General features: G+C 75.9%; 15 protein-coding genes. 5 read left to right on the forward strand and 10 right to left on the reverse strand.

All coding sequences use genetic code 11. The annotated features are described in order from the left end of the window. Positions 1 to 176: 176 nt before the first annotated feature. The 4 genes from H505_RS0114565 to H505_RS41835 all read right to left on the reverse strand — a co-directional run bounded on the left by H505_RS0114565 (position 177) and on the right by H505_RS41835 (position 4,553). Positions 177 to 1,826, reverse strand: coding sequence for an ABC transporter permease (locus H505_RS0114565; RefSeq protein WP_026402597.1), 1,650 nt, complete (start codon positions 1,824 to 1,826; stop codon positions 177 to 179). Next, entirely contained in the window at positions 1,823 to 2,788 is a 966-nt protein-coding gene (locus H505_RS0114570) for an ABC transporter ATP-binding protein (protein WP_034517945.1), read from the reverse strand. The genes H505_RS0114565 and H505_RS0114570 overlap by 4 nt, the downstream gene beginning before the upstream one ends. 181 nt (positions 2,789 to 2,969) lie before the next feature. Continuing rightward, positions 2,970 to 3,680, reverse strand: a complete 711-nt coding sequence (locus H505_RS41830) for a TetR/AcrR family transcriptional regulator (protein WP_245592517.1) — start codon at positions 3,678 to 3,680, stop codon at positions 2,970 to 2,972. Between the two features lie 96 nt (positions 3,681 to 3,776). Further along, complete coding sequence (locus H505_RS41835) at positions 3,777 to 4,553, reverse strand: isocitrate lyase/PEP mutase family protein (protein WP_034517947.1); 777 nt, start codon at positions 4,551 to 4,553, stop codon at positions 3,777 to 3,779. A gap of 109 nt (positions 4,554 to 4,662) precedes the next feature. Between H505_RS41835 and H505_RS0114585 the strand changes: the two genes are divergently transcribed. Next, positions 4,663 to 5,097 carry a nuclear transport factor 2 family protein gene (locus tag H505_RS0114585; RefSeq protein ID WP_026402599.1) on the forward strand — a complete coding sequence of 145 codons (435 nt, stop codon included), beginning with the start codon at positions 4,663 to 4,665 and terminating at the stop codon, positions 5,095 to 5,097. A 74-nt stretch (positions 5,098 to 5,171) separates the two neighbouring features. Next, positions 5,172 to 5,720, forward strand: a complete 549-nt coding sequence (locus H505_RS0114590) for a hypothetical protein (protein WP_026402600.1) — start codon at positions 5,172 to 5,174, stop codon at positions 5,718 to 5,720. A gap of 13 nt (positions 5,721 to 5,733) precedes the next feature. Here the strand turns inward: H505_RS0114590 and H505_RS0114595 are convergent, their stop codons facing one another. Both H505_RS0114595 and H505_RS0114600 read right to left on the reverse strand, forming a co-directional pair. Continuing rightward, complete coding sequence (locus H505_RS0114595; RefSeq protein ID WP_026402601.1) at positions 5,734 to 6,225, reverse strand: WapI family immunity protein; 492 nt, start codon at positions 6,223 to 6,225, stop codon at positions 5,734 to 5,736. Positions 6,226 to 6,339: 114 nt separating this feature from the next. Continuing rightward, the gene (locus tag H505_RS0114600; RefSeq protein ID WP_026402602.1) at positions 6,340 to 6,681 is read right to left on the reverse strand and encodes a hypothetical protein; all 342 of its coding nucleotides are present in this window, start codon (positions 6,679 to 6,681) and stop codon (positions 6,340 to 6,342) included. A gap of 201 nt (positions 6,682 to 6,882) precedes the next feature. Between H505_RS0114600 and H505_RS52370 the strand changes: the two genes are divergently transcribed. Beyond that, a complete protein-coding gene (locus tag H505_RS52370) occupies positions 6,883 to 7,005 on the forward strand; it encodes a hypothetical protein (RefSeq protein WP_281173442.1) in 123 nt (40 codons plus the stop codon). Position 7,006: 1 nt separating this feature from the next. Here the strand turns inward: H505_RS52370 and H505_RS0114610 are convergent, their stop codons facing one another. Further along, positions 7,007 to 7,615: a class I SAM-dependent methyltransferase gene (locus H505_RS0114610; RefSeq protein WP_026402603.1), complete on the reverse strand. Its 609-nt coding sequence runs from the start codon at positions 7,613 to 7,615 to the stop codon at positions 7,007 to 7,009. A gap of 90 nt (positions 7,616 to 7,705) precedes the next feature. Between H505_RS0114610 and H505_RS0114615 the strand changes: the two genes are divergently transcribed. Both H505_RS0114615 and H505_RS41840 read left to right on the forward strand, forming a co-directional pair. Further along, complete coding sequence (locus H505_RS0114615) at positions 7,706 to 8,572, forward strand: DMT family transporter (protein ID WP_026402604.1); 867 nt, start codon at positions 7,706 to 7,708, stop codon at positions 8,570 to 8,572. After that, the gene (locus tag H505_RS41840) at positions 8,569 to 9,804 is read left to right on the forward strand and encodes a glycosyltransferase (RefSeq protein WP_051300676.1); all 1,236 of its coding nucleotides are present in this window, start codon (positions 8,569 to 8,571) and stop codon (positions 9,802 to 9,804) included. Before H505_RS0114615 ends, H505_RS41840 begins: the two co-directional genes overlap by 4 nt. On the opposite strand, the gene H505_RS41845 is transcribed toward H505_RS41840, so the two are convergent. From H505_RS41845 to H505_RS0114635, 3 genes are read right to left on the reverse strand one after another with little or no spacing between them, the layout of a single operon-like run. Then, on the reverse strand, positions 9,777 to 10,655 hold the full coding sequence (locus tag H505_RS41845) for a DMT family transporter (protein WP_051300678.1): 879 nt from the start codon (positions 10,653 to 10,655) through the stop codon (positions 9,777 to 9,779). The genes H505_RS41840 and H505_RS41845 overlap by 28 nt on opposite strands. Positions 10,656 to 10,691: 36 nt before the next feature. Continuing rightward, the gene (locus H505_RS0114630; RefSeq protein WP_026402605.1) at positions 10,692 to 11,966 is read right to left on the reverse strand and encodes a thymidine phosphorylase; all 1,275 of its coding nucleotides are present in this window, start codon (positions 11,964 to 11,966) and stop codon (positions 10,692 to 10,694) included. 22 nt (positions 11,967 to 11,988) lie between these two features. Continuing rightward, positions 11,989 to 12,390 carry a cytidine deaminase gene (locus tag H505_RS0114635; protein WP_026402606.1) on the reverse strand — a complete coding sequence of 134 codons (402 nt, stop codon included), beginning with the start codon at positions 12,388 to 12,390 and terminating at the stop codon, positions 11,989 to 11,991. Positions 12,391 to 12,441: the final 51 nt, after the last annotated feature.

Raw genomic sequence — 12,441 nt, forward strand, 5'->3', positions numbered from 1 at the left:
GGCCGGGCCGGCGCGAGGGTCAGCGCGGGGCGTAGCCCTCGGCGACGAGCCGTCGGCGAACCGGGCGTAGGCGGACGGGACGGACGGGACGGACGGGACGGCCGTCGCGAGCCCGTCGGGCCCTATCCGTTCGCCGGCTTCCTCAAGACGACGGTACGAACGCCCCCCCGAACGGGTCAGCGGAGGTCGAGGTCCCGGCGGCGGAAGCCGGCGAAGCCGGCCGCGACGAGCGCCGCGGCGACCAGCGTGAGGCCCGCCAGGGGCGTCCAGGTCAGGTCCGCGCCCGGCAACTGCGGGACGTGCCCGAACGGGGACAGGTCGGTCATCCACCCCGGCAGTCGCAGCAGCCCGCCGAACGTGGTGACGAAGACGCCGTACACGACGACCGCCCACGCCGCGGGCATCGCGCGCGGCGCCAGCCCGAACAGCGCGACCGCCGCGCCGCCCGCGACCCACACCGCCGGGGCGTGGGCGAGCGCCGCGCCGACCGTCCCGGGCAGCAGCCCGGCGTCGCCGACCGACAGCGCCGCGGCGGCCCCCGCGCCCAGCCCGGTGAGCAGCAGCACCAGGACGCCGCCCGCGAGCGCGACCGCGACGTGGCCCGCGAGCCACCGGGTCCGCGACACCGCCGCCGCGAGGACCGGTTCGGCCCGTCCGGTGGTCTCCTCGGTCCGCGGCCGCTGCATCGCCGAAACCACCTGGACGCCGCAGACCGCCGCGAGCATCGACGTGATCACGCTGACGAACCGGTCGGCCGGCGACGAGCCGGGCAGGGAGCCCACCCACTCCTGGAGCGTCGCGTTCCCGGCGATGGCGTCGCGCACGTCGCCCGCGAACGCCCCGTACACGGCGCCGAGCGCGGCCATCGACACGGCCCACCACAGCAGGCCGGTGCGCTGCAGCCGCAGCGCCAGCCCGAGCGGGGTGCCGAGGGACGCCGCCGCGGTGCGCGGCCCGGGACGCGGCGGCAGCAGGCCCGCGCCGACGTCGCGCCGCGCCGCCAGCGCGAACGCCGCGGCGAGCAGGCCGCCCGCCGCGAGCAGGCACAGCCCGAGCGGCCACCACCGGCCGTCCACGTACGCCCGCGCGGCCTGCGCCCACCCGATCGGCGACAGCCACGACAGGGCGCCGCCGCCCATGTCGCCGACCGCCCGCAGCGTGTACGCGGCCGCGAGGAACGCGCCGGCGAGGCCGCCGGCGGCGCGGCCGTACTCGGTGAGCTGCGCGGTGACGGCCGCGGCGCCGGTGAAGACCAGCCCCGCGGCGGTCAGCGCGGCACCGAACAGCAGGGAGCCCGGCCAGGTCAGGGACTCGATCCCGGAGCCGCCGAGGACGACCGCGGTGAGCGCGCCCAGCGCGACGTTCGCGCCGCCCACCACGAGCACCGCGGCGGCGAGCGGCGCGTGCCGTCCGACCACCCCGGCGCGGACCAGCTCGGCCCGCCCGGCCTCCTCCTCGGCCCGCGTGTGCCGGACGAGCAGCAGGACGCTCATCAGCCCCGCGAAGACCGCGACGAAGCCGAGCATCTCGTTCGCGAGCATCGCGCCGTAGGTGTAGTCGCCGAGGCCGTGCCCGGGGCCGCTGAAGGCGGCGCCCGCCGGGCCGTCCACCAGCTCGGCGCGGGACCGCCGGTCCGCCGCCGTCGGGTAGGTGGCGGCGAGGTTCGACGCGGTCACCGCCGTGCCGAGCGCCAGGGCGAGCAGCCACACCGGGATCCGGACCCGGTCGCGGCGCAGCATGAACCGCGCGAGCGTCCCGGTGCCGGTGAGCGGGCCGCCGGCCGCCGCGGCCCCGGCGGTCGCGGCGCCGGCCGCCGCGGCCGTCACGACGCGTCCCCGTCGCGCGCGGTGCGCCCGTCCGCGGCGCCCTCGACGGGCACCCCGTTCTCCGCGAGCTCGTCGCCGTAGTGCCGCAGGAACAGCTGCTCCAGGGTGGGCGGCCTGCTGATCAGGGTGCGCGGGACGAACTCGCTCAGCCGGCGCACGACCGGGCCGAGCTGCTCGGCGTCGACGTCGAACCGCACCCGGTCGTCCTCGGCGGTGAACCCGTGGACGCCGGGCAGCCCGTCCAGTCCGGTGACGCGGCGCTCGGTCTCGGCCTCGATGGTGGTGCGGGTGAGGTGCCGCAGCTCGCGGAGCGCGCCGCTCTCGACGATCCGGCCGAGCCGGATGATGCTCACCCGGTCGCACAGCTTCTCGACCTGGGCGAGGATGTGGCTGGACAGCAGGACCGTGCGGCCCTCCGCGGCCGCCTCGGCGATGCACTCCTGGAACACCGCCTCCATCAGCGGGTCCAGCCCGGCGGTCGGCTCGTCCAGGATGAGCAGTTCGGCCCGCGAGGCCAGGGCCGCGACGAGCGCCACCTTCTGCCGGTTGCCCTTGGAGTAGGTGCGTCCCTTCTTGGCGGTGTCCAGGTCGAAGCGGTCGCACAGCTCGTCGCGGCGGGCCCGGTCGAGCCCGCCGCGCAGCCGGGCCAGCAGGTCGACGGCCTGCCCGCCGGTGAGGTTGGGCCACAGGTCGACGTCGCCGGGCACGTAGGCGATGCGGCGGTGCAGCCGTACCGCGTCGCGCCAGGGGTCGCCGCCGAGCAGCCGGGCCCGGCCCGCGTCGGCGCGCAGCAGGCCCAGCAGGACGCGGATGGTGGTGGACTTGCCCGCGCCGTTGGGGCCGAGGAAGCCGTGCACCTCGCCGGTGCGGACGGTCAGGTCGAGGCCGTCCAGGGCGCGGGTCCGGCCGAACGACTTGACCAGGCCGGACACTTCGATGGGGAGCGTGGAACGTGCGGTCATGGCGACACCTCGGAACGGGTGCGAGAGATGGGGGTCCACGCGGTGCGCGCCGTGCCGGGCACGGGCGCCCCGTGGCGGCGGGCGGCGGCGGGGCCGTCCCGCCCGTGCGGCCGTCGGCCGCGTGCGCGCACTATGAACCGTCCGGCCGGGCCGCGGGCGGACGGAGGTGCGGGGGCGCGGGTCAGGCGGGCGGGTCGGAGTCGGCCTTGCGGGCGGCCGCGTCCGACGTGGGGATGCGCGGCCCGGCCGATTCGGCGAGCATCCGGTCCAGACTCGCGCGCATCTGCACGACGACGTCCGGGGCGAGGATGTCGTCGGTGATGATGTCGAGCATCGCGCGCGCCATGCGCGCGTACCCTTCGGCGCCGAGCATGTCGGTGCCGAGGGCCCGCGACATGTGCTCGTGGATCACGGTGAGGCCGAAGGTGATGCCGGTCATGACGACCGCGTAGGCGTGCGGGTCGGCGGTCTTCGGCGGGGCCAGGCCCGGGACGTCGCCGTCGAGCATCTCCTTGCTCACCGCGACCGCGTCGTCGAACAGCTCGGCCGCCCCCGGCGAGCCGTCCACCAGCGCGCGGGCGAGGTAGCGCTGGAGCGGCAGTACCTCGTCCAGCGCCGCCGCGGTGAAGTCCGGGCTGCCGATCCCGCCCCGCAGCCCCTCCAGCTTCGTGCGCCGGAGGGTCTCGACGGCGTGCTCGTCGCAGGCCCGGCGCAGCGCCTCCTTGGAGCCGAAGTGGTGCTGCACCAGCCCCGGCGACACCCCGGCCGCCCGCGCGATCCCGCGGATCGTCGCGCCGTTCACGCCGTGCTCGGCGAACTCGCGCAGCGCCGCGTCGCGGATGCGCGCGCGGGCCGTCAGGTCCTCGGCGTCCCGCTCGCGCAGCTCGGTCACGCCCCGATTCTCCGATACAAGCGTTCAATGCACAATACGCGTGTATCGCACGTTGGGTAACGCCCTGGTGACATCACCCTTACCCGGGGCGGCGGGTCAGGACGAGGCCGCGGCGACCAGGCGCACGACGTCGTCGTACGTCGGGACGTCCGCGGGGGGCGCCGCGCCCGCGACGCCGAGCGCGCTGGACACGGCCGCGTGCAGCGCCGCGCGGAACGGCAGCGACCCGCAGCTCACCCGGCCCACGCCCAGCTCCGCCAGCCGCGCGTAGTCGGTGCGGCCCGGCAGGTGCAGGACGTTCAGCGGGACGCCCGCCGCCGCGACCACGGCGGCGATGTCGGCGTCGTCCGCGATGCCGGGGACGAACACGCCGTCGGCCCCCGCCTCCGCGTAGGCCCGCACGCGCCGGAGCGTCTCGCCGAGCGACGGACGGTCGCCGCCGAGCCAGTACGTGTCCGTGCGGGCGTTCACGAACACGCCGGGCGCCGCGCGCTTCACCGCCGCAACGACCGCCGCCAGGTCCCGCACCGGGGCGAGGCCGCCGGGGCGCCCGTCCTCGATGTTCACCCCGGCCACCCCGAACGAGCCCAGTTCGGCCACCAGCGCGGCGACCTCGTCCGGACGGTCCGAGAAGCCGCCCTCGACGTCGACGGTCACCGGCACCGGCAGCCGCGCCAGCCGCCGCGCGAGCGCGACCGTCTCGGCCCGGGTGCCGCCGGTCGCGTCGGCCTTCCCGGCCGCCGCCGCGACACCGAGGCTGGTGGTGCCGACCGCGGCGAACCCGGCCGCCGCCAGCGCCGCGCCGGACGCGACGTCCCACGCGTTCGGCAGCAGCAGCGGACGCTCCCCGCGGTGCAGATCGTGGAAGTTCACGCCCCGACCGTACGCCCGGATCGTTTCGGCGCCGATCGAACCGTCGCGTCCCGCAACCGGACCCGCGAGCCCGGTGTTCCCCGAGGGTCACCTGCGAGAGGAGCGGACGATGGACGCTTGGGACGTCATGCGGAACATCTACGCGGCCGAGGCCGCCTACGTGGCCGCGGGCGGTTACGGGAAGGCCGACTACGGCGCGGTCGCGGCCTGGCTGGACCCCGAGGTGGTGCTGCACCAGGCACCCGGCCTGCCGTTCACCGGCACGGGGACCTGGCGCGGCCACGACGGCATGGAACGGTTCTTCGCGCGGTTCAGCGAGGTCTGGGAGGCGATGGAGTTCCTGGAGCAGGAGCACCAGGGCGGCCGGGACACCGTGGTGGTGCGCAGCCGGGTCCGGTTCCGCGCGCGGGCGACCGGGCGGGAGGTCGAGACGGAGATCCTGCAGTGGATCGCCGTCCGGGACGGCCGCATGCTCGAATGCCGCCCCTTCTACTGGGACCCGGCCGCCATCGCCGCGGCCTGCGGACAGCCGACCACCGCGTAGCGGGCACCTGCGCCGCCGACGTATCTTCTGGAAGGTCCAGAAGAAGATCGTTTCGCCGTCACCGGGGGACCGCCGTGCTGTATCTCGTCCTCGCCTGCGACGTGCTCTTCTGGGCCTTCCTCGTCGGCGGCCTCGCGGCCCGCTACGCGGCCGGGCGGCGCACGCTCGGCGGCGTCCTGCTGCTGTGCGTCCCGCTGATCGACGTCGTGCTGCTCGCGGCGACCGTCCTCAGCATCCGCGACGGCGCCGAACCGACCGTCTGGCACGGGCTGTCGGCGGCCTACCTCGGCATCACCATCGTGTACGGGCACCGCACGGTCCGGTGGGCCGACGCGCGGTTCGCCCGCCGCTTCGGCGAGGATCCGCCGCCGCCCCCGCCGAAGCTCCACGGGCGCGCCGCCGTCGTGGACGCCTGGACGTCCTGGCTCCGGTTCCTGCTCGCCTACGCGCTGAGCGCCGCCCTGATGTTCGGGCTCGTCGTGCTCGTCGGCGGCCTCGGCACGGGGGCGCCGCTGCTCGTCTGGCTCAACCCGCTCACGAAGGTGCTCGTCTACAGCCTGATCTGGCCCGTCCTGACCACCGTCTGGCCGGGGAAGGCGCCGGAGGCGGACGAACCGGACTGACGGCTCCCCGGCGTCACGCGTCCCCGGCCGGGGCGGGCGTGCCGGGACCGTTCGGATACGGGGCGATCTCGCGCTCCCAGTCGCCCGCGGCCTCCTCGATCCGCCGGGGCGCCAGCCGGCACCGGACGACGTACGGGTCGCCCGCGCGGTGCCGGTGGTCCCACGGCGGGGAGAACTCGAGGTCGAGGCCGACGTCCAGCGTCACCAGGCCGGACGAGCGACCGGCGACGGCGAGCGTGAGGTTGGGCTCGGTGAAGCGGAGGCCGGCGGGCGGCCCGGCGTCCGCGGGCGCGTCCGCCGAGCGGGCGGCGCGGCGCAGCCAGACCGCGACGTGGGGCGAGTCGTCGCACGTCAGCGCGGGGTAGCGGAACGTCCACGCCCCCTCCGGGCAGGTCGCTGACCCCTCCACCATGTGCCAGCTGTACCGCCGGGCGGGGTCGTCGGGGAACTGGTAGCCGGTGACGCGCAACTCCACGCCGTGGCCGGAAGCGTCGATCAGCCGCATCGGCCGAGTGTGCCAGAGCCGCCGTCCGTCCGGCGCGGAACGGCCCGGCGGCGGCCGCTGGACGGAGGCGTGCGCGTCCTCGGCCAGCGGCCCGCACCACTCGTCCGGCAGGGGTCAGAACCAGCCGAAGAGCGCGCCCAGGAAGTCGAAGCCGTGGTGCCCCTTGTCCTTGCCGTGGTGCTTCTTACCGTGGTGGCCCTTGTCGTGCCCCTTGCCATGCCCCTTGTCGTGCCCATGCCCCTTGTCGTGCTTCCAGGGCTTGCCGTGCCCCTTGCCGTGGCCCCAGTTCTTTCCCTGGCCCTTGTCGTCGCAGGGCCCGCTGCGGTGATGGCTGCAGACGTGCGCGTGCTGGTGGCTCACGGGCACGGGGGCGGCGGACGCCGTGGCGGCGAGGCCCACGAGCGCGGCGAGCGTCGCCCCGGTGGCGAGCACCAGGGCCGCGAAGATCCTGCGCATGATCGAGTCCTTTCGTCGGGTTTGCTTCGTGCGCCCCGAGACTTCCCCGACCTTCACGCTATGTAACTAAATAAATACTTTCCGCATCACCAAACGCAGGCGCCCGCCGCCGGCCGGAGGTCTTGGGCGCCATTGTTTGCATTTGTCGGGGATTGTCGCTTTCCGGTGGCGGTGACATCCCTCCCGGAGGAGGTGGTGAGCATGGCCAGGCATCGCGTGCACCGGCCCAGCTGGCCGCTGCTGGTGGGGCTGCTCGGGGTCGCGTTCCTCGTCTACGTGTGGGTGTGGGCGTCGACGCAGGGCGGCCCGCCGTTCTTGGGCTGAGTCAGCTCTTCCGGGCGAGGATCGCGGCCAGGTCGAACGGGCGCTCCTCGGGCGTGGAACGGCGCGACGCGCGCGCCGTCTCCGCGAAACCGGCGTCGCGCAGCAGCGCGGCCAGGTGGTCGGCGGGCCACCGGTAGGCCCGCGCGACCTTGTGGTCGAACGGGACCGGGGTGTCGGCGCCCGCGAAGAAGCCGAGCAGGACGTGGCCGCCGGGGGCGAGGACCCGGTGGAACTCCGCGAGGATCGCCGGGACGTCGTCCGGGTCCGCGTGGATGGTCGAGTACCAGGCCAGGACGCCGCCGACCGACGCGGACGGGACGTCCAGGGCGGTCATCGTGCCCTCCTCGAAGCGGATGCCGGGGTGGGCGGCGCGGGCGTGGGCGACCATCGCGGGCGACAGGTCGATGCCGAAGGCGTCCGCGCCGAGGGAGCGCAGGTGCGCCGTGTAGTGGCCGGGGCCGCACCCGACGTCGGCCACCGGGCCCTCGACGGTCTCGGCGAACGCGGCGACGAACGCCCGGTCGACGGGATGGTGCCGCCGGACGTCGCTGAAGAGTTCGGCGTACAGGGGGGCGACTGCGTCGTAGGCGCTGCGGGTCTCGTCGATCACGGGCGTCGACCTTACGCCACGGCGCGGGCGGACGCATGGCGCCGCAGGTGGCGCAGGTGTGCGAGCGGACGGGCGGGGTAGCGGCGATGCGTGGTGTACGTGCTCGCTCTCGGGGCGGCCGCGCTGTTCGGGCTGGGGTCGGCCGTCCAGCAGCGGGCGGCGTCCCGCGCGCCCGAGGGCATGGTGCTGCACTGGCGGCTGCTGTGGTACCTGGTGCGGCAGCGGCTGTGGCTGGTGGGGGTCGGGACGGCCGTGGTCGGCAACGTCCTGAGCGCGCTGGCGCTCGGCAAGGGCGGGGTGGCGCTGGTGCAGCCGCTGCTGGTGACGCGGCTGCTGTTCGCGCTGCCGATCGCCGCGACGTGGGAGCGGCGGCGGCTGACCGGACGGGAGTGGGGCGGCGCGATCGCGATCTCCGGCGGGCTCGGGGCGTTCCTGGTGGCGGGCCGTCCGGAGGAAGGCGAGTCGACCGACGCGCCGATCTGGATCTGGCTGCTGATCGTCGGGCTGGTCGGGCTGATCACGGGCGGGCTGGTGAAGCTGGCGCGGCACCTGGCGCCGGAGAAGGAGGCGCCGGTGCTCGGTGTCGGCGCGGGGATGCTGTTCGGGCTCCAGTCGGCGCTGACGGACACGGCGATGGGGCGGCTGTTCGACCACGGGCCGGTCGCCATGCTGCTGCACTGGTCGCCGTACGCGGTGGCGGCGGTGGCGATCACGGGGACGCTGCTGCTGCAGAGCGCGTTCAAGCTGGAGCCGCTGGAGGCGTCGTACCCGCCGCTGGCGGCGGTGGAGCCGCTGGCGGGGCTCGCGATCGGGCTGGGCGTGCTGGGCGGCACGGTCCGGGTGGCGCCGCAGTGGCTGGGGATCGAGGCGGCGGGGCTGCTGGTCATGACGGTCGGGGTGTGGGTGCTGGCGAAGGCCGCGGTGGCGTACGAGCGGACGCTGGAGCGCGGAGCATGAGGACGTCCGTCGCGGTCCTGGTGGAGTTGCGGCGCGACGCCGGGGCGGGCGGCCACGTGAAGTGCTGGGAGCGGTTCGCGGAGGCGGCGGCGCGGGACGATCCGGGCGTCGACCTCACGCTGTACGTGCTGGGCGCGCGGGACGGGGTCGAGCCGCTGTCGGACACCGTCCGGTTCGTCACGCTGCGTCCCATGCTGGGCGACGGGCCGCTGGCGCGGCTGCTGGGCGGGGTCGACGCGACGGACCTGGCGCCCTACCACCCGGGGCTGGCGGTGCGGCTGCGCAAGCACGACGTCTGGCATCTGACGCACGCGTTCGCGTTCGCGGGCACGGCCGTCCGGCTGGCGGGGCGGCTGCCCGAACGGCCGGGGATGGTGTGCTCGCTCCACACCGACGTGCCGGTGCTGACGGCCGCGTACCTGCGGCAGCTGCGGGCGCCGGAGGCGGTCGCGGGGGCGGCCGCGGCGCTGGCCCGGCGGCGCCGGGACCGGCTGCTGCGGGCGTGCGACCGGGTGCTCGTCGCGACGGCGCCGGAGCGCGGCGAGGTCGAGGCGGTGGTGGGGCCGGGCCGGGTGTCGCTGCTCGGCCGGGGCGTCGACCTCGGACGGTTCCGGCCCGATCCGGCGGCGCGGGCGCGGCTCGCCGCGCGGCACGGGTTCGGCGCCGCGGAGACGCTCGTCCTGTTCGCCGGGCGGGTCGACGCGTCCAAGCGGGTGATGGTGGCGGGCGAGGCGGTGCGGCGGCTGCGCGCGGACGGGCGGGACGCGCGGCTCGTCGTCGCCGGGTCCGGCGCGGCCGCCGGGCCGCTGGCGGCGCTGCTCGGCGACGGCGTCACGCTGCTCGGCAGGCTCGGGCAGGACGACCTCGCGGAGGTGTACGCGGGCTGCGACGTCCTCGCGTTCCCGTCCCGCAGCGAGACGATCGGCAACGTGGTGGCGGAGGCGATGGCGTGCGGGCTGCCGGTGGTGCTGCCCGAGGTGGCGCTGACGACGACGTGGCTGGCGGCGCCCGGACGGGACGGCGTCGTGGTGCGGCGGGACGACCCGGCGGGCTGGGCCCGCGAGCTCGCGGCGCTGGCCGGCGACCCGGCCCGCCGGGCGGCGCTGGGCCGCGCGGCGCTCGCGACGTCGCGGCGGCGGCACCGGTCGTGGAGCCGGGTGCTCGCCGAGGACCTGCTGCCGGTGTGGCAGGAGACGGCGGGACGTCAGGAGGGGCGGCGCGCGATCTCCTGACGGTGCAGCGCGTGCAGCAGCGGGGACGTGTCGAGCGCGGCGATGCCGGTGAACAGGATCGCGATCCCGAGGACGGTCACGCCGGACGGCAGCAGCCCGAGGCGGATCCGCTCGTCGAACAGCAGGATGCCGAGGGTGACGGCGACGGCCGGCTCGGTCGAGTCGATCACCGGCATGGTGGCGGCGAGCGGCCCGGCCTGGAACGCGCTCTGGATCAGGACCAGCCCGCCGATGCTGGCGATCACCAGCACGTACGTCTGCCAGGACGCGAACAGCGCCACGACCCCCTTCTCGATCTTGCCGACGGTCGCGGCGAGCAGCACCGACTGGGTGCCCATGACGAGGCCCGCGGCGAGCGCGATGAGCGACGCGCGGGGCAGCTCGCCCGCGTACCGGGCGGCGGTGAGGGCGACGGCGGTCGCGGCGAGGACCGCGGCGAGCGTCAGCAGCCACTCCCCCAGCGGGACGGGATGCTCGCCGCCGCGCGGGTCGGCGGCGACGAGCGCGAGCGCGAGGCCCCCGGCGACGGCGAGCGCGCCGTACCATTCGCGGGCGCCCATCCGCAGGTGGTAGAGCCACACCGACAGCGGGATCGCGAAGACCAGCTCGGTGACGATCAGCGGCTGGACGAGGGCCAGCGGGCCGAACGCCAGCGCGAGCATCTGGAACCCGTACGCGGCGACGGCGAACGCGATGCCGAACAGCCACGTCCGGTCCCGGGCGAGGCGGCCGAGGAGCCGCACCGACATGGCCTCCCGGGACGGGCGGGCGCTGGCGGCGCGCTGCTGCAGCACGCCGGCGAGGGCGAAGCAGGCGCCGGCCAGGACGGCGGCGAGGATCGCGACGGGCACGGGGGGACGGTTCCCGCCGCGCCCGTTCCCAATCCGTCAGCCGATCTTGCCGAGGACGAGCGGGTGCAGGTCGGGCGTGCCGCCGGGCACGATCTCGCAGGCGCCGTCGAGCGCCTCCAGGGCGCGCGCGACGCGCGCCTCGTCGTCGGTGTGCAGGGTGAGGAGCGGCCGCCCCTCGGTCACCGTGTCCCCCGGCTTGGCGTGGCAGGTGATCCCGGCGCCGAACGACACCGGGTCCTCCTTGCGGGCCCGTCCGGCGCCGAGCCGCCAGGCCGCGACGCCCACGCCGTAGGCGTCCAGGCGGGTCAGGACGCCCGACGCGGGCGCGGTCACCGTGTGCGTGACGGCCGCCGCGGGCAGCGGCGCGTCGGGGTCGCCGCCCTGCGCGGCGATCATCCGGCGCCACACGTCCATCGCGGAGCCGTCGCGGAGGGCGTCGGCCGGGTCGGGGCCGGCGATCCCGGCGGCGTCGAGCATCTCCCGGGCGAGCGCCACGGTCAGCTCGACGACGTCGGACGGCCCGCCGCCCGCGAGCACCTCGACCGACTCGGCGACCTCCAGGGCGTTGCCGACCGCGTTGCCGAGCGGACGGTCCATCGCGGTGAGCAGCGCGACCGTGCGGACGCCGTGGTCGGCGCCGATCGCGACCATCGTCTCGGCGAGCTCGCGCGCCGACTCCGGCGTCTTCATGAACGCGCCCGAACCGACCTTGACGTCCAGGACCAGCGCGCCCGTCCCCTCGGCGATCTTCTTCGACATGATCGACGACGCGATCAGCGGGATCGACTCGACGGTGCCGGTGACGTCCCGCAGCGCGTACAGCTTCCGGTCGGCGGGCGCCAGGCCCGTCCCGGCCGCGCAGATCACGGCGCCCGACGCGCGCAGGACGTCCAGCATCTCGGCGTTCGTGAGGGACGCCCGCCAGCCGGGGATCGACTCCAGCTTGTCCAGCGTCCCGCCGGTGTGCCCGAGCCCGCGCCCGGACAGCTGCGGGACGGCCGCGCCGCACGCCGCGACCAGCGGTGCCAGCGGCAGCGTGATCTTGTCGCCGACGCCGCCGGTGGAGTGCTTGTCGGTGGTGGGCCGGTCCAGCGCCGACCAGTCCATCCGCTCCCCGGAGGCGATCATCGCCTCCGTCCAGCGGGCCACCTCCGCCCGCGTCATGCCGTTGAGCAGGACCGCCATCGCGAGGGCCGACATCTGCTCCTCGGCGATGGCGCCGCGGGTGTAGGCGTCGACCGCCCAGTCGATCTGGTCCGGGGCGAGCTCGCCGCCGTCCCGCTTGACGCGGATGACATCGATGGCGTCCACGTGGTCCTCTCTGTTCGAACGGTCAGCGGGTGGCGAGGTCGTCGGGGCCGAACGCGTCGGGCAGGACGTCCGACATGGGCAGGACGCCCCGGACCGTCTCCAGCAGCAGCCCCGGGCCGCCGTGCTCCCACAGCAGCTGGCGGCAGCGCCCGCACGGCATCAGCGGGTCGCCGCTCCGGTCGACGACGGCGACCGCGACCAGCCGCGGCGCCGCCGACTTCCCCGGCCCGTGCAGGGCCGAGACGAGCGAGCACTCCGCGCACAGCCCGACCCCGTACGACGCGTTCTCCACGTTGCAGCCGGTGATCACGCGTCCGTCGTCCACCAGCGCGGCCGCGCCCACGGGGAACCCCGAGTACGGGCAGTAGGCGCGCTCCATCGCCTCCCGCGCGGCACCGCGCAGGACGGGCCAGTCGATCTCCATGGGGCGCATTTTCGCAGAGGGTTCCTCCCCGCGGCGGGCGCCGGCCGGCGC

Source organism: Actinomadura rifamycini DSM 43936 (assembly GCF_000425065.1).
Lineage (GTDB): Bacteria > Actinomycetota > Actinomycetes > Streptosporangiales > Streptosporangiaceae > Spirillospora > Spirillospora rifamycini.

Bases quoted from the DNA above. Each gene is read 5' to 3' on its own strand.
- H505_RS0114570 (WP_034517945.1), bottom strand. From the start codon at position 2,788: ATGACCGCACGTTCCACGCTCCCCATCGAAGTGTCCGGCCTGGTCAAG.
- H505_RS0114635 (WP_026402606.1), bottom strand. From the start codon at position 12,390: ATGGAGATCGACTGGCCCGTCCTGCGCGGTGCCGCGCGGGAGGCGATG.
- H505_RS0114585 (WP_026402599.1), top strand. From the start codon at position 4,663: ATGGACGCTTGGGACGTCATGCGGAACATCTACGCGGCCGAGGCCGCC.
- H505_RS0114600 (WP_026402602.1), bottom strand. From the start codon at position 6,681: ATGCGCAGGATCTTCGCGGCCCTGGTGCTCGCCACCGGGGCGACGCTC.
- H505_RS52370 (WP_281173442.1), top strand. From the start codon at position 6,883: ATGGCCAGGCATCGCGTGCACCGGCCCAGCTGGCCGCTGCTGGTGGGG.
- H505_RS0114595 (WP_026402601.1), bottom strand. From the start codon at position 6,225: ATGCGGCTGATCGACGCTTCCGGCCACGGCGTGGAGTTGCGCGTCACC.
- H505_RS41840 (WP_051300676.1), top strand. From the start codon at position 8,569: ATGAGGACGTCCGTCGCGGTCCTGGTGGAGTTGCGGCGCGACGCCGGG.